The organism is Pseudoxanthomonas sp., from assembly GCF_027498035.1.
In the GTDB taxonomy this organism is placed as follows: Bacteria; Pseudomonadota; Gammaproteobacteria; order Xanthomonadales; family Xanthomonadaceae; genus Pseudoxanthomonas_A.
This window is the reverse complement of the sequence record NZ_CP114978.1, coordinates 1,057,380-1,079,820: the sequence shown is the minus strand read 5'-3', so window position 1 is coordinate 1,079,820 and position 22,441 is coordinate 1,057,380. Positions and strand designations below refer to the sequence as shown.

Here is a 22,441-nt window from a genome sequence, read left to right as displayed (position 1 = left end):
ATGATCCGCAGGCTCATGCCAGCGCCGCGAACCAGCTGCCGCGTGCAGGGAGCGAAACCGTGCCCGCTTCCAGCGTGGCCTCACGCAGGCCATGGCCATCGAGTGGCGTGGCGTTGAACCCTTGCGGCAATGGCCACTGCACGGGTGCGGCGGACAGGTTGAAGGCCACCAGCACCGCGCTGCCTTCACCTTCGCGCACGAAAGCCAGCACGGGTTCGGGCGTGTCCAGGAAGCGGATGCCGCCACGGACCAGCGCCGGATGCTGGCGACGCCAGTGCAGGAACGCGCGCACATGCTGCAGCACCGAATCCGGATCGGCTTCCTGCACCGCCACACTGCGGGCGCTGTGTTCGGAAGGCACTGGCAACCACGATGGGCCCGTGCTGAAACCGCCGCCCTCGGCGTCCTGCCACGGCAATGGCGTGCGGCAGCCATCGCGGCCCTTGAAGTTCGGCCAGAAGGTCTTGCCGTAGGGGTCCTGCAGCAGTTCGAACGGCACATCGGCTTCGGTCAGGCCCAGTTCCTCGCCCTGGTACACGCACACCGAACCGCGCAGCGAACACACCATTGCCACCAGCTGCGCGGCGAATGCATCGTCACCGCCGCCGCCCCAGCGCGAGACCGCGCGCGGTACGTCATGGTTGGAAATCGCCCAGCATGGCCAGCCATCGTCCATGGCAGCTTCTAGCCGCGACACGGTGTCTCGGATGTAGGCGGCGCTGAAGTCGTCGACCAGCAGTTCAAAGCTGTAGCCCATGTGCAGGCGCTTGCTGCCGGTGTATTCGGCCGTGGTCGCCAGCGAATCTTCCGAGGAGATCTCGCCCAGCGCGGCCACGTCCGGATAGCGGTCCATGAGGGCCCGCAGCTGCTCCAGGAACGGCAGCATCTCCGGCCGGGTGTTGTTGTAGTAGTGGTACTGGTAGGCGTACGGATTGTCCGGGCTGAAGCCACGGCCGACGCGTTTTTCCTTGGGCTTGGGCGGGTTGTCGCGCAGCTCGGTGTCGTGGAAGCAGAAGTTGATTGCGTCCAGACGCATGCCGTCCACGCCGCGGTCCAGCCAGAACTGCACGTTGTCCAGCGTGGCCTGCTGCACGGCCGGGTTGTGGAAATTCAGGTCCGGCTGCACGCCCAGGAAGTTGTGCAGGTAGTACTGCTCGCGTCGCGGTTCCCAACGCCATGCCACGCCGCCGAACAATGACATCCAGTTGTTCGGTGGGGTGCCGTCTTCCTGCGGATCGGCCCACACGTACCAGTCGGCTTTCGGGTTGTCGCGGCTCTGGCGGCTTTCCTGGAACCAGGCGTGCTGGTCCGAGCAATGGCTCAGCACCTGGTCGATCATCACCTTGATGCCAAGCCGGTGCGCCTTGGCCAGCAGTGCGTCGAAGTCGGCCAGCGTGCCGAACAACGGATCGACATCGCGGTAGTCGGCGATGTCGTAGCCGAAGTCGGCCATCGGCGACTTGAAGAACGGCGAGATCCAGATTGCGTCCACACCCAGGCTGGCGATGTAGTCCAGTCCTTCGACGATGCCGGGCAGGTCGCCCACGCCATCGCCATTGGTGTCCTTGAAGCTGCGCGGATAGACCTGATAGATCACCGCGCCGCGCCACCAGTTGTTCATTGCTGTTCCCCGTATTCCTGAAAGGTCGTGCGCACGCATCCGTGCCAGGCCGAAGCGGGCGCCACTATTCCACGCAAGGCCTTGGCCGTCGCGGGACATCGGGCCTGCATGGCCATGAATACGTATGCAGACGGCGCATGCCTCGGGGACTGCATCGAGCGGATTTTTGTGTATCGCAGTCGTGGTCGAGCGATCGGAATTGCCTTGAAATCAAGCTGTTTCTGTAAATCCGGTGCCCAATCGAAAGCGCGGAAAGTGTGATCGTGCTGTTCGCTGTTTTGTGTGCACTGCAGCATGGCAAGCGCATGGCCAGCGGTCACCATGACGTTGCCGACCCGTGACCGCCCAGGCATGCGGCATGTGCTGTCGGCAGGGGATCCAACACTCACCATGACTCGCACCCGCACCCTGTCGTTCTGGCAGATCTGGAACATGTGCTTCGGCTTCCTGGGCATCCAGTTCGGCTTTGCCCTGCAGAACGCCAATGTCAGCCGCATCTTCCACACGCTCGGCGCGTCGGTGGACGACATCCCGGTACTATGGATGGCCGCACCGCTGACCGGACTGATCGTGCAGCCGATCGTGGGCTATCTGTCCGACCGCACCTGGACGCGGCTGGGCCGGCGCCGTCCGTATTTCCTGATCGGCGCGGTGCTGGCAACGTTGGCATTGATTGCGATGCCACATTCACCCGCGCTGTGGATCGCCGCCGGCCTGCTGTGGGTGCTGGATGCATCGATCAATATCTCGATGGAGCCGTTCCGCGCCTTCGTCGGCGACTTGCTACCGACGCGCCAGCGCGCCTCGGGCTATGCGATGCAGAGCTTCTTCATCGGCATCGGCTCGGTCATCGCCAGCCTGCTTCCGTGGCTGCTGGCCCACTTCGGCGTGGCCAATACCGCCGGGCCGGGGCAGGTGCCGGACACGGTGCGCTATGCGTTCTATTTCGGCGGCGCGGTGCTGCTGCTAACGATCCTGTGGACGGTCTTCACCACGCGCGAGGATCCGCCGGGGCAACTGGCCAATGAGGTCGAGTCGAAGACCGCGGTTTTCACCATGAACGGTGAAACCAGCGCCGTGCTGCGCACGCGGATCGGGTGGGCCGCCCTGGTGATCGGCCTGGTCGGCTGCGGTTTGGTCGCGGCGTTTGGCCTGGACAAGCAGCTCTACGTGCTGGGCGGTGGCGCGGCAGTGGGCGGCGCACTGCTGCTGGGCCGGCGCTATGCGGGCAGCGGCATGTATGCGGCCATCGTCGACGACCTGATGGCGATGCCGGTCACCATGCGCAAGCTGGCGGTGGTCCAGTTCTTTTCCTGGTTCGCGCTGTTCGCGATGTGGATCTACACCACGGATGCGGTCACCAGTACCCACTTCGGTACCAGCGATACCACCTCGGCCGCGTACAACGAGGGCGCCAACTGGGTCGGCGTGCTGTTCGCCGCCTACAACGGTTTCGCCGCCGTGGCGGCCATCGTGATCCCGTGGATGGTGCGTGCGATCGGCCTGCGCTGGAGCCATCTGCTCAACCTGTGCCTGGGTGGCGCGGGGTTCATCTCGTTCCTGCTGTTCCGCGATCCGCACTGGCTGCTGCTGTCGATGGCCGGCGTGGGCTTTGCCTGGGCCTCGATCCTGTCGCTGCCCTATGCGCTGCTGTCCGACAGCGTGCCGGCAGCCAAGATGGGCCTGTACATGGGCATCTTCAATTTCTTCATCGTCATCCCGCAGCTGGTCGCCGCCTCGATCCTGGGGCTGCTGGTCAAGACCGTACTGGGCGGCGCACCGATCAATGCGCTGGCCGTCGGTGGCCTGAGCCTGGTCGTGGCCGGCCTGTGCACGCTGCGGGTGCACGAACCACTTCGAGAGGCCTAGTCATGATCCGTCACGCCCGATTGCCGCGCGCACTGTTTGTTGCCATGGCTGCGCTGTCGCTGCCTGCCTCGGCGCAGCCAGCGGCGCCACAGGATTTCTACGGCACGCTGGAGCCGTTTGCGAAGGAGGCGATCTACTTCGTGATGACCGATCGCTTCGTCAACGGCGATCCGTCCAACGACCAGCGCGACCAGGGCGGTGAACACCGCACCTTCGATCTTCCCGTGCAGGGCGCACCGGCGGGGCAGAGCGACAACATCGGCTACATGGGCGGCGATTTCAAAGGCGTCCTCGACAATGCCGGCTATATCCGTGACCTGGGTTTCAGTGCGGTGTGGGTCACGCCCATCGTCGACAATCCCGACCAGGCCTTCACTGGCGGCAAGCCAGTCACCTGGGGCAGCGTCGGAACCGACCAGGGCAAGACTGGCTATCACGGCTACTGGGGCGTGAACTTCTACAAGCTCGACGAACACCTGCCGAGTCCTGGCCTGGACTTCGCCGGCTTCACCAAGGGCATGAAGGACGCGCAGTTGGACGTGGTGCTGGACATCGTCGGCAACCATGGCTCGCCCGCGTATTCCATGCCGAAGGTGCAGCCGCAGTTCGGCCAGCTCTTCGACAAGGACGGCCACAAGGTCGCCGACCACCAGAACCTGGATCCATCCAGGCTGGATCCGAAGCACAACCCGATGCATGCCTTCTACAACACCGGTGGCGGCTTGGCCGAACTGTCGGACCTGGCCGAGGACAATCCGGCCGTGCTGGATTACCTGGCCGGCGCCTACGAGCAATGGATCGGGCAGGGCGCGGCTGCGTTCCGGGTGGATACGATCGGCTGGATGCCGCACAGCTTCTGGAAGAAGTTTGCCGACCGCATCCGCGCCAGGCATCCGGGCTTCTTCATGTTCGGCGAGGCCTTCGACTACGACGCGGCCACCATCGCCGGGCACACGCTGCCGCGCAACGGGGCGTACAGCGTGCTGGACTTCCCGATGCGCGGAAAGCTGTCCAGGGTCTTCGGCAAGGAGGGCGGCGGCTACGAGGAAATCGCCAAGGCGCTGTATCTGGAAGATGGTCCGTACGCCAATCCGTACGACCTGGTGACCTTCTACGACAACCACGACATGGCACGCCTGGATGCCACCGATGCGGGTTTCATCGACGCGAACAACTGGCTGTTCACCGTGCGCGGGATTCCCGCGGTGTACTACGGCTCGGAGACCGGCTTCATGCGCGGCGCGGCCGAACATGCCGGCAATCGCAACTATTACGGCCAGGAACGCGTGGATGCGGGCAAGGACAGCCCGATCTATCGCAACCTCAAGCGGATCGCCACGCTGCGCCGTGATTCGGTCGCATTGCAGCGCGGCCTGATGCTGGACCTGGCGATCAAGGGCGACACCGCTGCTTTCTACCGTGTCTACGAACACGACGGCACCACGCAGACCGCGCTGGTGCTGCTGAACAAGGGTGACCGTGCTGGCACGGTTGCATTGGACAAGGAACTGCAGCAAGGCAGTTGGCGCGATGCCTTCGACGGCAAGCGTGTGCGCATCGGCGAGACGTTGACGCTGGAGGTGCCAGCACACGGCGTGCGCGTGCTGTTCTACGACCAGGCGCTGACCAATGCCGCACTGCGCGCGCGCCTGGCCGACGACATGGCGCGGCGCCTGCGCGATTAAGTTTTTTTGTAGAGCGGAGCTTGCTCCGCTGCGCTTAGGGCAGGTCGTCGGGAAAGCCCCAGCGGAGTCCCCAAGATGGGATTGCAACAAGCTCCGCGCTACAAGCAGCGGCTCGACCCACGCAGCGCCAGCTTCACCGGAATCGTCTGGCTCTCCACCGGCTGACCATGGATCAGCTGTAGCAGCGTATCGACCAGCAGCATGCCGGCCTGGCGGGTGTCCTGCTGCACGGTGGACAGGCCGGGCGCGACGAAGCCGGCCAGCGGGATGTCGTCGAAGCCAGCCACGGCCACATCGTCGGGAATGCGCAGGCCGGCCTCCAGCAGCGCCTTCATTGCGCCGATGGCGATCAGGTCGCTGGCACCGAACAGGGCATCGAAGGCCACGCCGCGTTCCAGCAGCAGGCGTGCGGCCTCATAGCCGGACTGCTCGCTGGTTTCGGCATCGATCTGCAGGGCGGGGTCGGCCTGCACGCCGGCTTCGGCCATTGCCGCGATCACGCCGCGATGACGCTCCTGGAATTCGGGGTAGTGCGCCGAAGCATGGCCGACGAAGGCGATCCGCGAACGTCCCTGGCCGATCAGGTGCGCGGCGATGTCGTGCCCGCCCTGGAAGTTGTCGCAGCCGATCGACACGCCCGGCTGGCCCGGCAGCACCGCGCCCCAGCGCACGAAGCGCGTGCCCTGCTGCTGCAGGCGTTCCAGGCGGATGCGCGATTGCAGGTAGTCGCCGTAACCCAGCAGGATCAGGCCGTCGGCCTTCTTGCTGTCCTCGTAGTCGGCCTGCCAGTCCTCGGACAGCTGCTGGAAGGAGATCAACAGGTCATAGCCGTGCAGGGCGCAGGCGCGGGTGATCGAGCCCAGCATCGACAGGAAAAACGGGTTGATCGCCGATTCGTCCGGCGTCGGGTCTTCGAAGAACAGCAATGCCAGCGTGCCGGTCAGCTGGGTGCGCAGGTTGGAGGCGTTCTTGTCGACCTTGTAATGCAGCTCTTCTGCAATGGCCAGGATGCGTCGGCGCGTCTCTTCGTTGACCATCGGGCTACCGCGCAGCGCGCGCGACACGGTGGGTTGGGAGACGCCGGCCCGATATGCGATATCGAGCGAAGTGGCCTTGCCCTTGATCGGTAGATGCACAGGGATCACGCAGTGTGTTGCAGTGCGTCGATCATGCCACGGGCCGCGAATCCCTCATGCTGCGTTGCGGCAATGTGTCGCGGCTAGACCGCCATGCCGGCGGCGTGGCCTGAGGCCCAGGCCCACTGGAAGTTGTAGCCGCCCAGCCAGCCGGTGACATCGAGCACTTCGCCGATGAAATGCAGGCCCGGTGCCAGCTTCGATTCGAACGTGCTTTGCGAGACCTGGCGCGTATCGACGCCGCCCAGTGTCACTTCCGCGGTGCGGTAGCCCTCGGTGCCGCTGGCAACCAGTGGCCAGGCGCGCAGGACGTCTGCCACTTCGCGCAGCTGCGGCTCGTTGAACTGCTTCATCGGCTTGTTCGGTAGCCACAGTTCGCACAGGCGCACCGCGAAGCGCCGCGGCAGCAGATCGGACAGCACGGTCTTGAGTTCGGCCGCGGGGCGTTCGGCGCGTTTGCTGCTGCAGGACGTCCAGCGCATCGCGGCCCGGCAGCAGGTCCAGGTGCAGGGCTTGCCCGGGTTGCCAGTACGAGGAGATCTGCAGGATCGCCGGACCGCTGATGCCACGGTGGGTCACCAGCATTGCGTTCTCGAACGCCGTCTTGCCGCACTGCGCGCGCACCGGCAGGGCGACGCCGGCCAGGTCGGCGAGTTGCTCTTGCGGGCGTCCGCTCAGGGTCAGCGGCACCAGCCCCGCGCGCGTGGCCAGCACGTCGTGGCCAAACTGCTTGGCCAGCGCGTAGCCGAAGCCCGATGCACCCATCGAGGGAATCGACAGCCCACCACTGGCGACCACCAGCGATGGCGCGCCGAACACGCCCTGCGAGGTGTGCAGCGTGTAGCCGCCGCCGTCCTTCGGCGCGACCTTCTCGACACTGCAGCTGGTGGCGATGCGCGCGCCTGCGCGTTCGCATTCGGCCAGCAGCATGGCCACGATCTGCTTGGATGAGTCATCGCAGAACAGCTGGCCGAGTTCCTTCTCGTGATAGGCGATGCGGTGCTTCTCAACCAGGTCGATGAAGTCGCGCGACGTGTAGCGCGCCAGCGCCGAGCGGCAGAAGTGCGGATTGGCCGACAGGTAATTGGCCGGCGTAGTGCCGGTATTGGTGAAATTACAGCGCCCGCCGCCGGACATCAGGATCTTCTTGCCGACGCGGTTGGCATGTTCGACCACCAGCACCGAACGGCCGTTGCCCGCCGCGGTGGCCGCACACATCAGCCCGGCCGCGCCGCCGCCGATGACCAGCACGTCATGGGTGAACGGATTGGACATCAGCCCTGCGGTGAATAGCGCACGGACGGCACCAGCACCATCTGCAGGTCATCGCCCATCAGCTGGGTTTCGCCGTCCTGCACCAGCACATCGAAGCGCATGGTGCGCTGGATGCGTTCGGCCAGTTCCTTGATCTGCGCATGCGGCAGGTCGATCACGGTCAGCTGCTTCATGCGGCGCAGCGAAGCGGCGTTTTTCTGCCACCACACATCGCCCGGGTTGCCGCTGTAATTGACGACGACCACCTCGCGCGAACGTCCGGCGGCCTTGCGCAGGCGGGATTCATCCGGCTGGCCCAGGTCGATCCACTGCTCGATCTGGCCGGTGTAGTCGCGCCGCCACAGGTCTGGTTCGTCCTCGTTGCTCAGGCCCCGGCCGAATTCCAGTCGCTCGTCGGCATGCAGCACGAATGCCAGCAGCCGGGCGATCAGGCGTTCGTCGGTTTCGGAGGGGTGTTGGGCCAGGGTGAGGCTGTGACTGGCGTAATGATTACGGTCAAGGTCGCTGATCTGGAGCTCGACCTTGCGGATCGTGGCGGAAAGAGCCATGCGGGTGCCGGTGAAAAACAAACGCCATGATAATGGCTAGTGACTTTTGATTCGCGACCAGCGTGGTTTTGCTGATGGAACGGCCCGAGGCCTTTACACCGCTGCCCAGCCGCCTGCAGCTCGCGCCCGGTCCCTGGGCGACGCTGCTGGAAGGGCTGTGCGCGCGCTTTCCGGCCATCCCGGAGGCGCGATGGGAGGACCGTTTCGCGCGCGGGCGCGTGCAGAAGCCCGATGGCGGGGTGCTGGCGGCAGGCGATCCTTGGCGGGTCGGGCAGGACATCGTCTATTTCCGCGAGGTGGACGATGAAGCGACGATCCCGTTCATGGAAGCGGTGCTGTACCAGGATGCGCATCTGCTGGTGGCGGACAAGCCGCATTTCCTGCCGGTCGTGCCCTCGGGGCGCTTTGTTCGTGAAACCCTGCTGACGCGACTACGGCAGCGTCCGGGCTGCGATGCGCTGGTGCCGTTGCACCGGATTGACCGGGCAACCGCCGGCCTGGTGCTGTTTTCGACGAATCCGGCATCCCGGGCGGCCTATCAGGCGCTGTTTCGCGAGCAGCGCATCCATAAGCGCTACGAGGCGCTGGCGCCGGCCATGCACGGGGCGGCGTTTCCCCTCGAACACCGCTCCAGGCTGGTGCAGGGGGAGCCGTTCTTCCGGATGCAGGAAGTGATGGGCGAACCCAATAGCCTGACTGGCATCGACGTGCTGGAACGGGGGGAGGGAGATTGGCGTTATGCGCTGACGCCGGTCACCGGGCGCAAGCACCAGCTGCGTGTCCACATGGCTGCATTGGGCGTGCCGATCCGCAACGACCCCCTTTATCCGGGGCTCGGGCCGCCAGCTGTCGGATCTGAAGACTTCGCGCATCCGCTGAAACTGCTCGCCCGTTCGTTGGCATTCACCGACCCGCTCAGTGGTGCGATGCGGCATTTTGAAAGCGGGCTTTCACTCTGGAAATGAACGGCTGGTGTGTTTCTTATTCATTGTAACTTGTTGAAATTATTTGAAATTTGTTTTTTTTGAAGGCTTTCAAGCAGGCGGCCCGCCCAATTCCATTCCAGGCCCCAAGGACGGGGCCGCAATTGTGTTGGCTTTTTGTCGGCAACCTGCGTATGGTGCGCCCACTGTGCTTGCCAGGCTCACCGTAAATCGTGAGACCTGATGCGGTAGATCGTTAGATCGGCTACATCGTTTGCGTTTTTCCTACGCCTGCAAACCCAGTCTCGACCACGCCTTTCGTGGTTGCGATTACCCATTAATGTTTCAGGAGTAGTAAAAATGTCCGATCGTCAGAGCGGTACCGTCAAGTGGTTCAACGATGCCAAGGGCTTCGGCTTCATCACCCCGCAGAGCGGCCCGGACCTGTTCGTGCATTTCCGCGCGATCCAGGGCACCGGCTTCAAGTCGCTGAAGGAAGGCCAGGCTGTCACCTTCGTGGCCGTGCAGGGTCAGAAGGGCATGCAGGCTGACCAGGTGCAGCCGGTCTAATCGACCGCTTCATCGCGTCAAACGCATCGAAAGAACGCCGGGCTTGTCCCGGCGTTTTTTTGTCTCTTTTTCGGGGTAGGGGCGATTGCTGGCCGCGCAAAGGCCCCCTGATGACGCCCTTGCCTGGCGGGCGGGTAGGCTGTGCGCATGCAACTGAACTTCGACAATCGCCTGCTGCGGGACTTGCCGGGTGATCCGGTCAACGGGTCGCAGGCGCGCCAGGTCCAGGGCGCCGTCTGGTCCGCGGTCGCGCCAACGGCTGTGGCCGCGCCACGGGTGCTGGCCTGGTCGCCGGAGGTGGCGGCCTTGCTGGGCCTGACCGGGCAGGACATCGGCGATCCCGGGTTCGCGCAAGTGTTCGGTGGCAATGCTTTGCTGCCGGGGATGGCGCCGTACGCCACCAACTACGGTGGCCATCAGTTCGGCAACTGGGCCGGACAGCTGGGCGATGGCCGGGCGATCTCGCTGGGCGAGGTGATCGCGGCGGATGGCTCACGCCAGGAGTTGCAGCTCAAGGGCGCTGGCCCGACCCCGTATTCGCGGTTCGCCGATGGTCGCGCGGTGCTGCGTTCGTCGATCCGCGAATTCCTGTGCAGCGAGGCGATGGCGCATCTGGGCGTGCCGACCACGCGGGCGTTGTGCCTGGTCGGGACTGGCGAAGCCGTGGTCCGTGACATGTTCTACGACGGACATGCGGCACCCGAGCCCGGCGCGGTGGTCTGCCGGGTCGCGCCATCGTTCTTGCGGTTCGGGCATTACGAGTTGCCGGCCTCGCGTGGCGACACCGCATTGTTGCGGCAGCTGGTGGACTTCACCATCGCCCGCGATTTTCCGCATCTGGACGGCCCTGCCAGCGCAGCGCGCGATGCAGCCTGGTTCGCCGAGGTCTGCACGCGCACGGCGACGCTGATGGCGCACTGGATGCGCGTGGGTTTCGTCCATGGCGTGATGAATACCGACAACCTGTCCATCACCGGCCTGACCATCGATTACGGCCCCTACGGCTGGATCGACGATTTCGACCTGGACTGGACGCCGAACACCACCGACGCGCAGGGCCGTCGCTACCGCTTCGGCTGGCAGCCGCAGGTGGCATTCTGGAACCTGAGCCGGCTGGCAGGCGCGCTGTCGTCGCTGTTCACCGACGCAGCGCCGCTGCAGGGCGCCTTGCAGGGTTATGCCGATGCATATGCCGCTACGAGTCAGGAAAACACCGCCGCCAAGCTGGGTTTGGCCGGATGCCTGCCTGAAGACCTGGCCCTGATGGGCGATCTGCAGGCGCTGCTGCAGTCGGGGGAGGTCGACATGACGCTGTTCTTCCGCACCCTGGGCGAACAGCCGCCAGGCGCCGAAGCGCTGGACGCCCTGCGGGACGCTTTCTACGACGGCGCCAAGTACGACGTGCATGCCGACGCCTTTCGCCAGTGGCTGCAGCGCTATGCACGGCGTTGTGCGCTGGATGGCGACGAAGCCGCACGTCGCGCCCGCATGCGCGCGGCGAATCCGCGTTATGTGTTGCGCAACTACCTGGCGCAGGAAGCCATCGATCGCGCACATGCGGGTGATCTGGCGGGCGTGCACGAACTATTGGACGTGCTGCGCCATCCCTATGACGACCAGCCCGGCAAGGAGGCGTTCGCCCGGAAACGGCCTGACTGGGCGCGTTCGAGGGCCGGATGTTCGATGTTGTCGTGTAGCTCGTGACCGCCGATGCGACAGCCCGGGCTGGCAGTCGCGGCCGGGTGCAGTAGGATCTGCGCTTCATTCAAGAGCAAGAGCGTGTTGATGTCCGGCGAGACCGAGTGGGCGGGCCTGATCCGCGATGTAGCTGATTTCCCCAAGCCAGGGATCCTGTTCAAGGACATCACCCCGGTGCTGGCCGATGCATCGGCCTTTGCCGCGGCGACCGGCGCGCTGGCCGATCCATGGCGCGAAGCCGGTGTGCAGGCGGTGTTGGGCATCGAGTCGCGTGGATTCATCCTGGGTGCCGCGCTGGCGCGTGCGCTGAAGTGCGGGTTCGTGCCGGTACGCAAACCGGGCAAGCTGCCGGGTGACGTGCTGACGGTCGAGTACGGCCTGGAATACGGGCGGGACAGCCTGCAAATCCAGGAGAATGCGCTGTCGCCTGGCTCGCGCGTGCTGCTGGTCGACGATGTGCTGGCCTCGGGCGGGACCCTACATGCCGCGCTTTCGCTGGCACGCCAGCAGGGTTGTGACGTGCTCGGCGCGGCGGTGCTGGTCGAACTGCAGTCCCTGGGCGGCCGTGGCCGCTGGCAGGCCGACCTGCCGCTGACCGCGACGCTGCGGTATCCGTGATGGCCGCTGTGGTCCGCTGCCCTGCGGACGGATCACGGTGTAAGGCGCCAGCGGACCAAGGTCCGCTCTACGAAAGGCTTCGGGACGTTTTCAACACGCGTGTTGTAGAGCGGAGCTCGCTCCGCTGCGCTTCGGCCAGGTTGCGATAACGCCCCAGCGGACCATGGTCCGCTCTACGAAGTGCGTGATCGATCAGATCGCGCGTACCCGGAAACTGCGTCCCTTGATCTTGCCGGCCGAGAGGCGGGCCACGGCCTTGTCGGCCTGCTCGTGCTTGATCGAGACATAGCTGCGCACTGGCCCGATGATGATTCGGCCGATGGCGCTGCCCGGCAGGCCGGCGTCACCGGTTAATGCGCCGAGGATGTCGCCCGGGCGGAGCTTGTCCTTCTTGCCGCCATCCACGCGCAGCGATACGAACGGCGCGCGTGGCGGCTGGCTCGGCCGGCCAGTGGCCAGCGGGGTTTTCATCCATTCCAGCGGTGTGCCGGCGAGTTCTTCCAGTGCGCGGGCGCGTGGCAGTTCGCGCGGAGTGACCAGGCTGAAGGCCAGGCCGCTGCGCCCGGCGCGCGCGGTACGGCCGATGCGGTGGGTATAGGTGTCGGTGTCGGTCGGCAGTTCGTAATTGAACACCGCCGCGACGTCCTCCACGTCCAGGCCGCGCGCGGCCACGTCGCTGGCGACCAGCACGTTGCAGCTACCGCCGGAGAAACGCACCAGCACTTCCTCGCGGTCGCGCTGTTCCATGTCGCCGTGCAGCGCCAGTGCGGAGAAGCCGAAGCCCTGCAGCGAATTGGCGACCTCGTCCACGTCCTTGCGGGTGTTGCAGAACACCACGGCCGGTTCCACGCGCTGCTGCAGCAACAGGCCGGCCAGCGCCTTCTGGCGCATGGCCGGTTCCACTTCGCAGAAACGCTGGAAGATGGCCGGTGCCACGGTGGTGGTTTCGTCCGAAGCCACTTCCACCGGCTCTTTCAGGCTGTCCTGGGCGATGGCGCGGATCGCATCGGGCCAGGTGGCCGAGAACAGCAGGCTCTGGCGCGTCTTCGGGGTGCGGCCGACGATCTCGCGGATCTGGTCTTCAAAGCCCATGTCGAGCATGCGGTCGGCTTCATCCAGCACCAGCACGCGCACGCCGTTCAGATGCAGCGCCTTCTTGCGCATCAGCTCCTGCACGCGGCCGGGGGTGCCGACGATGACGTGCGGGTCGTGCTCCAGCGAGGCGATCTGCGGTTCCAGCGACATGCCGCCGCAGATCAGCGTGACCTTCAGATTGGGCAGGCCGACCGCCAGCCGGCGCACGGCGCGGGCGACCTGGTCGGCCAGTTCGCGGGTCGGGCACAGCACCAGCGCCTGGGTCTTGACCAGGCCGGTATCGATGCGGGTCAGCAGGCCCAGCGCGAACGCGGCGGTCTTGCCGCTGCCGGTCGGGGCCTGGGCAATGACGTCGCGACCTTCCAGGATCGGCGGCAGGGCACGGACCTGGATGTCGGTGGGTTGGGTGTAGTTGGCGGCGTCGAGGCCGCGCCGCAGCGCGTCGGACAGCGGCAGAGTCGAGAAGTCTTCCATCCGCCATGATCGCAGCTTCGCGCGTGGCTGCGAAGCGCGAGGCCGAATGGATGACACGCTCCTAGTCTTCCAGCTCGGCCATGTCCTTGTCGCGCAGCGCCAGGAATGCCCAGAACGGCACGTCGCGCGCGCGCCAGGCCGACTGGGCCTCGTCCAGGATCGCGATCAGCATGTCGAAATCCGATTCGTTGTGGGCGTGCATTTCGCCCGCGCTCTCCAGCAGCAGCACGTAGCCGGGCGCTGGCAGCCATGACAGGTCGCGCAGGCTGTCCAGCAGGCCGTCCCAGTTGCGGCCCGACGACATGGGGAAATCCAGCGCCACCGCCACGCGCAGCAGCAGGGTGCGCTTGTCGCGCACGCCCATCAAGTCGATGCGCCGGACCAGCAGCTGTGCGTCGAAGGCAAACGCCGCCAGCACGTCCAGGTCCTGGCCGCTGACGAAGAACACGCCGGCGTGGCCGGGGTCTTCCAGATGCGGATCGTGGCTGCTCATGGCCCCGGGGCCTGGAAAGGACGGAAGCTGGCGTAGTGGTCGTCGGTGTACCAGTACGCACGCGGCGGATTGCCACCGGTGATGATGCGCCTGGCGCCGCGGTGTGCAAGGCCCGGCGTGTCCACCGTGTATTCGTGGTACCAGCCGCGCGGCTGGGTGGGCAGGCGGCCTTCGTAATTGCCGAACACGCCGCCGTCCTGTGGATGTGGGAACGGTCCGCCGCGTGCGATCAGGGCCAGGGTCTGCCGGGCTTCGGTGGGAAGGAACGCCGGCAGGGCATCGCTGCGCGCCGGGGTGGAAACACCGGCTGCCGATCCGCTCACCGTAGTGCCGGCCTGCGGATCCGACGTGCCGGGATGGCCCTGGAACCAGGACACAGCCACGGCCACCGCGCCGGCAACCAGCAGGCTCACCCAGGTGCGGGCGCCCCGTTGCGGACGCGGGCGCGATTCCCGATGCGACATGCCCTTTCCCTGTTCAGGTTGAGGGCCGAAGTGTCCCCGCCTGGCACCTGCTTGTAAACGGGCGGCCTGGACCGCCGGTCAGATCGTCCGATCCGCGGGGCAGCTTGACGATGCGTCCCCGGCGGGTGCCGGAGACGCCAGCTGGCTTACAGGGTCTGCGCCGGCAGCTCGATCCTGGCCTCGTCCAGCGATGTCGCGGCATCGCTGCCCAACCAGATCCGGTACTGGCCGGCAGGCACCTTCCAGGCGTGGATGCCGATGTCATAACGGGCCAGGCGCTCGGCCGGGATGGTGACGCTGACGTGCTGGGTTGCGCCCGGCGCAACGCTCAGCTTCTGCCAGCCGACCAGGCGCAACGCGCTGCCGTCCGGTGCATTGGCGTAGAGCTGCGGCACGGCGTGGCCGGCACGCGCGCCGGTGTTGGTGACGTCGAGTTCGGCCACCACCTGCGTGCCGTCCTGGCGGACTACCAGGTTGCTGTAGCGGAAGCTGGTGTAGCCCAGGCCGTAGCCGAACGGGAACTGCGCGCGGAAGCCTTTGCGGGCGAACCAGCGATAGCCGACGTCGGCACCTTCGATGTTGTAGTCGATGTTGGTGTCGGGCTTGGCCTTGTTGCCGGCGCCGGAACCGACGATCACCGGGCGTGGCAGCTGGCTTTCGTTCTTCGGCCAGCTCAGTGGCAGGCGGCCGCTGGGTTCGGCCTGGCCGGTGAGCAGGCGGGCGATGGCCTGGCCGCCGCGGCTGCCCGGATACCAGACCTGCAGCACGGCCTGCACCTGGTTCAACCACGGCAGGCGCACCGGATTGCCGGCCTGCAGCACCACGACCGTGTGCGGGTTGGCCTTGGCGACCGTTTCGATCAGCGCGTCCTGGTTATCGCTCAGGGTCATGCTGGGCGTGTCCAGGCTTTCGGCGGCCCATTGCTGGGCGACGACGATGACGATGTCGGACCTGGCGGCCAGGGCGGCAGCTGCGGCTGGGTCCTTGCCATCGTCGTAGCTGATTTGTGCATCCGGCGCGGCGTCGCGCAGGGCCTTCAGCGGCGAATCGGGCAGGATCATCACCGGGCCAGGCCAGCCGGTCGGCTCCAGGTTCGGCACGGCGTTGCCTTCCGGCGGACGCACCATCGACGAACCGCCGCCGCTCCACACGCCGGCATCGGCATGGGCGCCGATCACCGCGATGGTTTTCGCGCCACTGGACAGTGGCAGGATCGCGCCTTCGTTGCGCAGCAGGACCGCACCGGCTTCGGCAGCATTGCGCGAAACCAGGCCGTCGCCGTCGAAATCCACCGTCTGCGGCACGCTGATCGGGTAGTCCACGTCGCCGTGGGCGATCAGGGTGCGCAGCACGCGCTCGGCCATGTCGTCGATCCGCGCCTGCGGCACTTCACCCTTGGCCACGGCTGCGCGCAGCGGTTTGTCGAACCACACCTGCTTGTCGAACACCTCGCCGGCCGACTGCTGGTCCAGGCCTGCCAGCGCTGCCTTGGCCGCGCTGTGGGCGCCGCCCCAGTCGCTCATCACGTAGCCGGGGAATTTCCATTCGCCCTTCAACACCGTGTTGAGCAGCCAGTCGTGCTCGCCGGCATAGGTGCCGTTGACCTTGTTGTAGGCGCTCATCACCGCGCCGGGCTGGCCGATGTCATAGGCGATCTTGAACGCGCGCAGGTCCGATTCGCGGAAGGCGGTCTCGTCGATGTCGGAACTGTGGAAGTTGCGGTTGGTTTCCAGGTCGTTGATCGCGAAGTGCTTCAGCGTGGACACCACGTGGTTGGACTGCACCCCGGCGATGGCGTTGCCGACGATGGTGCCAGCCAGCAGCGGGTCTTCGCCCGCATATTCGAAGTTGCGGCCATTGCGCGGGTCGCGTACCAGGTTGACCCCGCCTGCCAGCAGCACGTTGAAGCCCTTCTGCCGTGCCTGGCGGCCGATCATCTCACCGCCGGCACGGGCGACCTGAGGGTCCCAACTGGCGGCCACGCCCAGCATCGCCGGCAGGGCGGTCGAACCCTGGCCCGAGGCGCCCGGATGGGCCACGCCCTGGCCGGCGTCGGATTCCTGGATGGCCGGAATACCCAGCCGTTCGATCGGCGGCATGTAGCCGGCACCGCCATAACCGCCCACGGGTTGCTTGTGCTTGTCCGAGTCGAAGCCGAACTCGGTGCGCAGCAGGCGGTACTTTTCGTCCTCGGTCATGGCCTGCACCCAGGCATGTGCGCGCGCATCGGGCGACAGGCTGCGGTCCAGCCAGGCCGGCGTGTCGGATGGGGACGTGCTGGTCACGTCCTGCGCCTGGGCGCCACTGGGCAGGGCAGCGGAAATGGCCAGCAGCAGCGCCAGTGGCGTCGGGTTGATCGGCATGCGGTTTCCCTCCCGGGAAGGTGGCGGATGTGTGGGAAGCCCGGGCTGCATGTCGCTGTCGCCAGCGCCTCGGGGGCGGCAGGCAAACAACGGGCGGCGACGCGGGAGTATCGGGTGTAATCGTTTTCAACGCAGGCCTACATGATGCCAGCACCGGCGCGATCCGCCGACTCGACCAAAGGCACATGGCGCGTGGTCACGATGACAGGGCGGTCAGCGAAGCACCGCTGGGTGTCGGGTAGGCTTGGGCGATCCCGGCACGAACACCCGCAATGACCGACGCCTTGCAGCCCGCGGCCCGTTTGCCGCGCCAGATCCCTTTCATCATCGGCAACGAAGGCTGCGAGCGTTTCAGCTTCTACGGGATGCGCAACATCCTGACCTCGTTCCTGATCAGCACCCTGCTGCTGTACGCGCCCGAGGCCGACCGCGCGGGGATGGCCAAGGATGTCTTCCACAGCTTCGTGATCGGCGTGTTCTTCTTCCCGCTGCTGGGTGGCTGGCTGGCCGACCGCTACCTGGGAAAATACAAGACCGTGCTGTGGTTCTCGCTGATCTATTGCGCGGGCCATGCCTGCCTGGCGTTCTTCGAGGACAACCGGCAGGGCTTCTATACCGGGCTGTTTTTGATCGCGCTGGGTTCGGGCGGGATCAAGCCGCTGGTGGTGTCGTTCGTCGGCGACCAGTTCGACCAGACCAACAAGCACCTGGCGCGGATGGTGTTCGACGCCTTCTACTGGATCATCAATTTCGGCTCGTTCTTCGCTTCGCTGCTGACGCCGATCCTGCTGCGCGCCTACGGCCCGGCGGTGGCGTTCGGTATTCCCGGCGTGCTGATGCTGATCGCCACGTTCGTGTTCTGGCTGGGCCGCAGGCAGTACGTCAACGTGCCGCCATCGGCGGCCGATCCGGATGCCTTTCTCAAGGTGGTGCGTAGTGCGCTGGTCGCGCGCTCGCCAGCGGAGGGCAGGCCGGGGCTGGTCGTGGCCTGCATCGGTGTGTTGCTCGCACTGTGCGCACTGGCTGCGATCCCGGTGCTGGGATTCGTCGCCGCGGCGTGCCTGGCGCTGGGGCTGGTGATTGCCTTTGGCGGGATCGGTGCGTCGTTGCAGCTTGAGCGCGCACGCAGGGTGCATCCCAACGCGGCTGTCGATGGCGCGCGCGCGGTGCTGCGGATCCTGATCGTGTTCGCGCTGACCACGCCGTTCTTCTCGTTGTTCGATCAGAAGGCCTCGACCTGGGTGGTGCAGGGCCAGGCGATGTTGATCCCGCATCACCTGGCTTGGTGGCCGAGCTGGCTGGTCAGGGATGCCGCGCAGATGCAGGCGCTCAATCCGCTGCTGGTGATGCTGCTGATCCCGTTCAACAACCTGGTCGTTTACCCGCTGCTGCGCCGGGTCGGGATCGAACCCACGCCGCTGCGGCGCATGGGCGCGGGCATCGGCTTCGCCTGCCTGGCCTGGTTGTTCGCTGGCGCCCTGCAGCTGGAAATGGATGCCGGCATGCCGGTGTCGCTGGCCTGGCAGGTCGGGCCATATGCGCTGCTGACCCTGGGCGAAGTGTTGTTGTCGGCCACCGCACTGGAGTTTGCCTACAGCCAGGCGCCGGCCGCGATGAAGGGCGTGATCATGGCGTTCTGGTACCTGGCCAGCACCTTCGGCAGCCTGTGGGTGCTGCTGACCAACGCCGGCGTGCGCAACGAGGCCGTGACCCTGCGGATCGCCGGTTCGGGCCTGAGCGAAACAGCGTTCCTGATGTTCTTCTTCGCCGGGTTCGCGTTGTTGGCGACGCTGGCCTTCGCCTGGTACGCACGGCGCTACCCGATGCAGGACAATTACCGCACCGCCTGACCGGGCGGGTCAGCCACGCTCCCCATCACCAGGAATTCGATGTTCACTCTGATCTTCATCGCCGTCACCGCCGTGGTGTCGCTGCTGGCCCTCAACAATCGCCGCATTGCCGACCGCCTGATCCTCTGGCCGCCGGCCATCGCCAAGAAACACCAGTACGACCGCCTGGTCACGCACGGCTTCATCCATGCCGACTTCATGCATCTGTTCTTCAACATGTTCACCCTGTTCTTCTTCGGCCGGCAGATCGAAGGCTTCATGCTGCGCCAGACCGGCGCGCTGTGGGTGTTCCCGCTGTTCTACCTGTCGGCGCTGGTGGTGGCGATCCTGCCCACGTACCTGAAGCACCAGAAAGACCCCAACTACATGAGCCTGGGTGCCTCGGGTGCGGTGTCGGCGGTGCTGTTCGCCTTCATCCTGCTGGCACCGTGGTCGAAGATCCTGGTGTTCGTGATCCCGATGCCGGCGATCCTGTTCGCGATCCTCTACGTGGCCTACAGCATCTGGATGGACCGCCGTGGTGGCGACCGGATCAACCACAGTGCCCACCTGGCCGGCGCGGCCTACGGCCTGATGTTCATGCTGATCATGGCGCCGGATGTGCTGCAGAACTTCCTCTACGAGATGTGTCACCCGACGTTCTGAGGGTCCGCCACGTGTGTTGGCAGCTGAGAATCGCGGTGCGCATGACGTAGTGCTGCTGATGACCCCGCGTGCCATCCACGGCCGCGCGCGGACAGCCAGGAGTATTGTGCGGAGCGATCGCGGCTGACGCCGCGATTGGCCTTTCTGCGGCGAAAAAAAAACGGGCAACCAGGTTGCCCGTTTGTAGCAGGATTGAAGCAGGTGTTCTTGGGCGGACTTCGCGGATCAGCCGGCGAAGGCGCTCACGTTCTGCGTGCTTTGCGCGATCGTGGTGTCTTCGCTTCCGTAGGATGAGATCAGGCGCTCATAGACGGCATTGTTCAAGCGCTCGAATTCCCAGTCCTGGGTGTGTCCGGTCACGGCCAGCTGGTACAGGCCTTCGAGCAGCGTGAAGTCGCTCGGTCCGTTGTTGCTCTGATACGCATCTTCGATGTGGCTCATCGCACTTCCCCTGTTCCAATGGTTACGGGGAATGACTTCGCAGGAATCGTGCCAAGCAATATGGTTGGCATTTGGGCACTCCGGAAAGCCCGCTGGCATGGGGTTCTTGCCGAAAAGTGACGCAGTTGGTCCAACCTTGTCAGGTCCTGCGGTATTCGTGGCCTGTCGTCCGTCGTCCCAGATTCGAGGAAACCAGATGCAGGGCACCCCCAACATGAGCCACAGGCCAGCCGCTTCCGCCTGGACATGGAAGGCCAGATGGCCGTCCTGGATTACCAACTGCGGGACGGTCGCCTGCTGATCACGCATACCGGCGTGCCCGAAGCGCTGCGCGGCCAGGGGATTGCCGCGGCGTTGACCCATGCCGCGATGGGATACGCACGGGCGCAGGGGTTCAAGGTGGTGCCGGCCTGCGCTTACGCAGCCGCCTTCGTGCGCCGCCATCCCGAATACGCCACGCTGGTCGCCGCATCGGCCGACTAGCAGATGGGTAAACTTCGCAGGCCTGTCTTCTTGAGGATGTCGGACGTGGGAAACGGAAAAACCATCATCGCATCGCTGTTGCTGGCCAGCCTGCTGGCCGGCTGCAACCAGCCGCCGTCCACGCCTGCAACCTCGGCGTCGCCTGTGGCCTCGACGCCTGCCGAAGCCTCGACCCAATCGCCGTCGGCAGCGACCGCCCTGAGCGATGTGGCCGAGTCCGACCCACGTTATGTCGTTGGCATCAGCTATCCACCGCAGGCCAATCAGTACCCGGGGTTGGCCAAGGCAATGGGCGATTACGCCACGGCCGCGCGCGCTGAATTGATGCAGGCCGTCAACGGGCTGGGCGGCGAAAAGCCAGTGGCGCCCTACGAGCTGTCGCTGGCCTTCGAGGTGGTGGCCGAAACCCCGGAGGTCGTCGCCGTCGCCGCCGATGGCGGGCGCTATACCGGCGGCGCGCACGGCGAGCCGCTGGTGGCCCGTTTCACCTGGTTGCCCAGGCAACAGGCCATGCTGACCACCCAGGCCATGCTGCCGTCGCCCGAAGGCCTGCAGGCCGTCAGCAGCTACGTGCGCGAGCAGCTGCACACCAGCGCTTCGCTGCGTGCCGACGGGGACGACATGGCGCCGGAAGACCGTGCGCAACTGCTGCAGTCGTCCAACAAGATGATCGACGAGGGCACTGGGCCGGACCTGGCCAACTTCAGCCAGTTCCAGCCGGTGGTGAATGCCGATGGCCGCATTGCCGCCATCCGCTTCGTGTTCCCGCCTTATCAGGTGGGTCCGTACGCCGATGGCACCCAGACCGTCGATGTGCCGGCACAGGTGCTGCAGCCCTACGTCGCGCCCGAATACGCCCCGCTGTTCCTCAAGTAACGCCCACGGCCGCGATTGGGCGGCCGGCGCGTCGAGATGGATTCATCGAAGGGAGCCTGCGCCGCAGCGTTGCGTGCGGCCAGGCGGGCGTGGGGTCAAGCTGCCTTGCGCGGCTTGCCATACAGGTCGCGAAGCTCGTCCTTGGCCTGTTCCAGGATATCCACGCGTTGTTGCGGCAGATGCTTGCCCGCACGGTTGATATAGAACACCAGCATCGACATGGCCGAGCGGAAGGGCGGTGCCTTGCGGCGGGTGCTGGATTCGGCTGAGTGTTTCAGGGACCTGGCAATGGCCCGTGGATCTTCCTGCTCGAAGACGCCTGGGGTGAGATCCATCGCGTCGCTGGTTTCGTTGACTGGTCGGGACCAGCGGTGTTGTTCGTGTGTGTCGTCGTGTCCGTGCTTCAAAGCCATCATTAGGTATCCGTCCTGGTTGGCGCGCGGTCGGGGGAGAGTCGCGCGGCAATGACGACGCTATCGGTCGTGACGTGAAATGCATGGCAACTGAATGTTTGTAAAACATTCAGGTTCGACGTGGAAGCGAGAATCAAATCACATTTCATGCCGCGCGAGCGGTCACAGCACACGACGCGTCATGGATTTTCCCTGCAATCGATGGCTGCCTGCGCTGTCATCGCGTTGTGTGGCGATGGCCGTGGCTGCTGTTGCCGCGCGCGACGATCAGTCCACTGAAGATCCGCATGCCTGCGCGATCCGTCGATCCTGCTGGCCGCTGTGCCATGACAGGGTGGTGATGCCAGCGCGCCGCGTGCAGGACATGTCCGATTGGGTGTCGAGTGGGTTGGGGGCGAGGAACGCATCGGCGCCCTGGCCCAATGCAAGCGCCACTTCCTCAGACGCGGGGTTGAAGTGCGTCGAGCACGATCAGGCCCCACAGGCCCAGCACTGCCAGGAAGTTCAGCGTGAAGACCAGGCCGCGCAGACGGATGTTGGTGGTCAGGAGCTGCACGGCGCTATGCAGCATGCGGCCTGCCACGAAGCTCCACGCAAGGATCAACGCAGGCCGACCCGGCACAGGTTGAAGTAGAAGCAGTGCAATGCAGCCGACGTGGAAGAACAGCGGCCATTCGAACTGGTTGGACAGGTTGGCGCTGATGCGCGGCTCCAGCGCCGCCCAGGGATTGGTGCCGTCGATGCGGCGACCCAGACCCCAGACGGTAGGCGCCCTCGCAAGTGTCAGCAGCACGTACAACAAGGCCGCCCAGAAGACGTGGGCGGCCATGGGAAATAAGAGGACGGGGCTCATGTTGGTTTACGACCTTCGCGTTGTGGCGCGGAGCTTGTGGCAATCCCA

Annotated in this window: 20 protein-coding genes and 1 pseudogene; 10 read left to right on the top strand and 11 right to left on the bottom strand. The window is 65.6% G+C overall.

All coding sequences use genetic code 11. The features are described 5' to 3' along the window. Positions 1 to 13 precede the first annotated feature (13 nt). Positions 14 to 1,621: an alpha-glucosidase family protein gene (locus O8I58_RS04745; protein WP_298321093.1), complete on the bottom strand. Its 1,608-nt coding sequence runs from the start codon at positions 1,619 to 1,621 to the stop codon at positions 14 to 16. A 390-nt stretch (positions 1,622 to 2,011) separates the two neighbouring features. Between O8I58_RS04745 and O8I58_RS04740 the strand changes: the two genes are divergently transcribed. Both O8I58_RS04740 and O8I58_RS04735 read left to right on the top strand, forming a co-directional pair. Beyond that, positions 2,012 to 3,490 carry an MFS transporter gene (locus O8I58_RS04740; protein WP_298321092.1) on the top strand — a complete coding sequence of 493 codons (1,479 nt, stop codon included), beginning with the start codon at positions 2,012 to 2,014 and terminating at the stop codon, positions 3,488 to 3,490. A 44-nt stretch (positions 3,491 to 3,534) separates the two neighbouring features. After that, positions 3,535 to 5,175: an alpha-amylase family glycosyl hydrolase gene (locus O8I58_RS04735; RefSeq protein WP_298322745.1), complete on the top strand. Its 1,641-nt coding sequence runs from the start codon at positions 3,535 to 3,537 to the stop codon at positions 5,173 to 5,175. A 98-nt stretch (positions 5,176 to 5,273) separates the two neighbouring features. Here O8I58_RS04735 and O8I58_RS04730 read toward each other — a convergent pair whose 3' ends face one another. The 3 genes and pseudogenes from O8I58_RS04730 to O8I58_RS04720 form a co-directional block, all read right to left on the bottom strand. Then, positions 5,274 to 6,320 (bottom strand): LacI family DNA-binding transcriptional regulator, encoded by a 1,047-nt coding sequence (locus tag O8I58_RS04730; RefSeq protein ID WP_298321091.1) that lies wholly within the window; start codon positions 6,318 to 6,320, stop codon positions 5,274 to 5,276. Between the two features lie 74 nt (positions 6,321 to 6,394). Beyond that, positions 6,395 to 7,586 (bottom strand): annotated as a pseudogene (locus O8I58_RS04725) (NAD(P)/FAD-dependent oxidoreductase). Beyond that, complete coding sequence (locus O8I58_RS04720; protein ID WP_298321090.1) at positions 7,586 to 8,134, bottom strand: YaeQ family protein; 549 nt, start codon at positions 8,132 to 8,134, stop codon at positions 7,586 to 7,588. Before O8I58_RS04720 ends, O8I58_RS04725 begins: the two are co-directional and overlap by 1 nt. Positions 8,135 to 8,208: 74 nt before the next feature. Between O8I58_RS04720 and O8I58_RS04715 the strand changes: the two genes are divergently transcribed. The 4 genes from O8I58_RS04715 (at position 8,209) to O8I58_RS04700 (ending at position 11,943) form a co-directional block, all read left to right on the top strand. After that, complete coding sequence (locus O8I58_RS04715; RefSeq protein WP_298321088.1) at positions 8,209 to 9,099, top strand: pseudouridine synthase; 891 nt, start codon at positions 8,209 to 8,211, stop codon at positions 9,097 to 9,099. Between the two features lie 318 nt (positions 9,100 to 9,417). After that, on the top strand, positions 9,418 to 9,627 hold the full coding sequence (locus tag O8I58_RS04710; RefSeq protein ID WP_298321086.1) for a cold-shock protein: 210 nt from the start codon (positions 9,418 to 9,420) through the stop codon (positions 9,625 to 9,627). A 147-nt stretch (positions 9,628 to 9,774) separates the two neighbouring features. After that, positions 9,775 to 11,331 (top strand): protein adenylyltransferase SelO, encoded by a 1,557-nt coding sequence (locus tag O8I58_RS04705; RefSeq protein ID WP_298321085.1) that lies wholly within the window; start codon positions 9,775 to 9,777, stop codon positions 11,329 to 11,331. A gap of 81 nt (positions 11,332 to 11,412) precedes the next feature. Then, positions 11,413 to 11,943, top strand: a complete 531-nt coding sequence (locus tag O8I58_RS04700; RefSeq protein ID WP_298321084.1) for an adenine phosphoribosyltransferase — start codon at positions 11,413 to 11,415, stop codon at positions 11,941 to 11,943. Between the two features lie 192 nt (positions 11,944 to 12,135). Here O8I58_RS04700 and dbpA read toward each other — a convergent pair whose 3' ends face one another. The 4 genes from dbpA to O8I58_RS04680 form a co-directional block, all read right to left on the bottom strand. Then, positions 12,136 to 13,512, bottom strand: a complete 1,377-nt coding sequence (gene dbpA / locus O8I58_RS04695; RefSeq protein ID WP_298321083.1) for an ATP-dependent RNA helicase DbpA — start codon at positions 13,510 to 13,512, stop codon at positions 12,136 to 12,138. Between the two features lie 61 nt (positions 13,513 to 13,573). Continuing rightward, positions 13,574 to 14,005, bottom strand: a complete 432-nt coding sequence (locus O8I58_RS04690) for a barstar family protein (protein ID WP_298321082.1) — start codon at positions 14,003 to 14,005, stop codon at positions 13,574 to 13,576. Next, positions 14,002 to 14,469, bottom strand: coding sequence for a guanyl-specific ribonuclease (locus tag O8I58_RS19270; protein ID WP_345781324.1), 468 nt, complete (start codon positions 14,467 to 14,469; stop codon positions 14,002 to 14,004). The genes O8I58_RS04690 and O8I58_RS19270 overlap by 4 nt, the downstream gene beginning before the upstream one ends. A 146-nt stretch (positions 14,470 to 14,615) precedes the next feature. Beyond that, a complete protein-coding gene (locus tag O8I58_RS04680; protein ID WP_298321081.1) occupies positions 14,616 to 16,832 on the bottom strand; it encodes a beta-glucosidase family protein in 2,217 nt (738 codons plus the stop codon). A gap of 272 nt (positions 16,833 to 17,104) precedes the next feature. On the opposite strand from O8I58_RS04680, the gene O8I58_RS04675 reads away from it, so the two are divergent. Next, positions 17,105 to 18,682: a POT-type proton-dependent oligopeptide transporter gene (locus tag O8I58_RS04675; protein ID WP_298321080.1), complete on the top strand. Its 1,578-nt coding sequence runs from the start codon at positions 17,105 to 17,107 to the stop codon at positions 18,680 to 18,682. Between the two features lie 39 nt (positions 18,683 to 18,721). Then, positions 18,722 to 19,327, top strand: a complete 606-nt coding sequence (locus O8I58_RS04670) for a rhomboid family intramembrane serine protease (RefSeq protein ID WP_298321079.1) — start codon at positions 18,722 to 18,724, stop codon at positions 19,325 to 19,327. A 225-nt stretch (positions 19,328 to 19,552) separates the two neighbouring features. Here the strand turns inward: O8I58_RS04670 and O8I58_RS04665 are convergent, their stop codons facing one another. Further along, positions 19,553 to 19,768: a hypothetical protein gene (locus O8I58_RS04665; RefSeq protein ID WP_298321078.1), complete on the bottom strand. Its 216-nt coding sequence runs from the start codon at positions 19,766 to 19,768 to the stop codon at positions 19,553 to 19,555. A gap of 258 nt (positions 19,769 to 20,026) precedes the next feature. On the opposite strand from O8I58_RS04665, the gene O8I58_RS04660 reads away from it, so the two are divergent. Both O8I58_RS04660 and O8I58_RS04655 read left to right on the top strand, forming a co-directional pair. After that, a complete protein-coding gene (locus tag O8I58_RS04660) occupies positions 20,027 to 20,251 on the top strand; it encodes a GNAT family N-acetyltransferase (RefSeq protein ID WP_345781323.1) in 225 nt (74 codons plus the stop codon). A gap of 36 nt (positions 20,252 to 20,287) precedes the next feature. Continuing rightward, on the top strand, positions 20,288 to 21,127 hold the full coding sequence (locus tag O8I58_RS04655; RefSeq protein ID WP_298321076.1) for a PdaC/RsiV family protein: 840 nt from the start codon (positions 20,288 to 20,290) through the stop codon (positions 21,125 to 21,127). Between the two features lie 95 nt (positions 21,128 to 21,222). On the opposite strand, the gene O8I58_RS04650 is transcribed toward O8I58_RS04655, so the two are convergent. After that, a complete protein-coding gene (locus O8I58_RS04650; RefSeq protein WP_298321075.1) occupies positions 21,223 to 21,543 on the bottom strand; it encodes a DUF3175 domain-containing protein in 321 nt (106 codons plus the stop codon). A gap of 436 nt (positions 21,544 to 21,979) precedes the next feature. Beyond that, positions 21,980 to 22,393 carry an MAPEG family protein gene (locus tag O8I58_RS04645; RefSeq protein WP_298321074.1) on the bottom strand — a complete coding sequence of 138 codons (414 nt, stop codon included), beginning with the start codon at positions 22,391 to 22,393 and terminating at the stop codon, positions 21,980 to 21,982. Positions 22,394 to 22,441 lie beyond the last annotated feature (48 nt).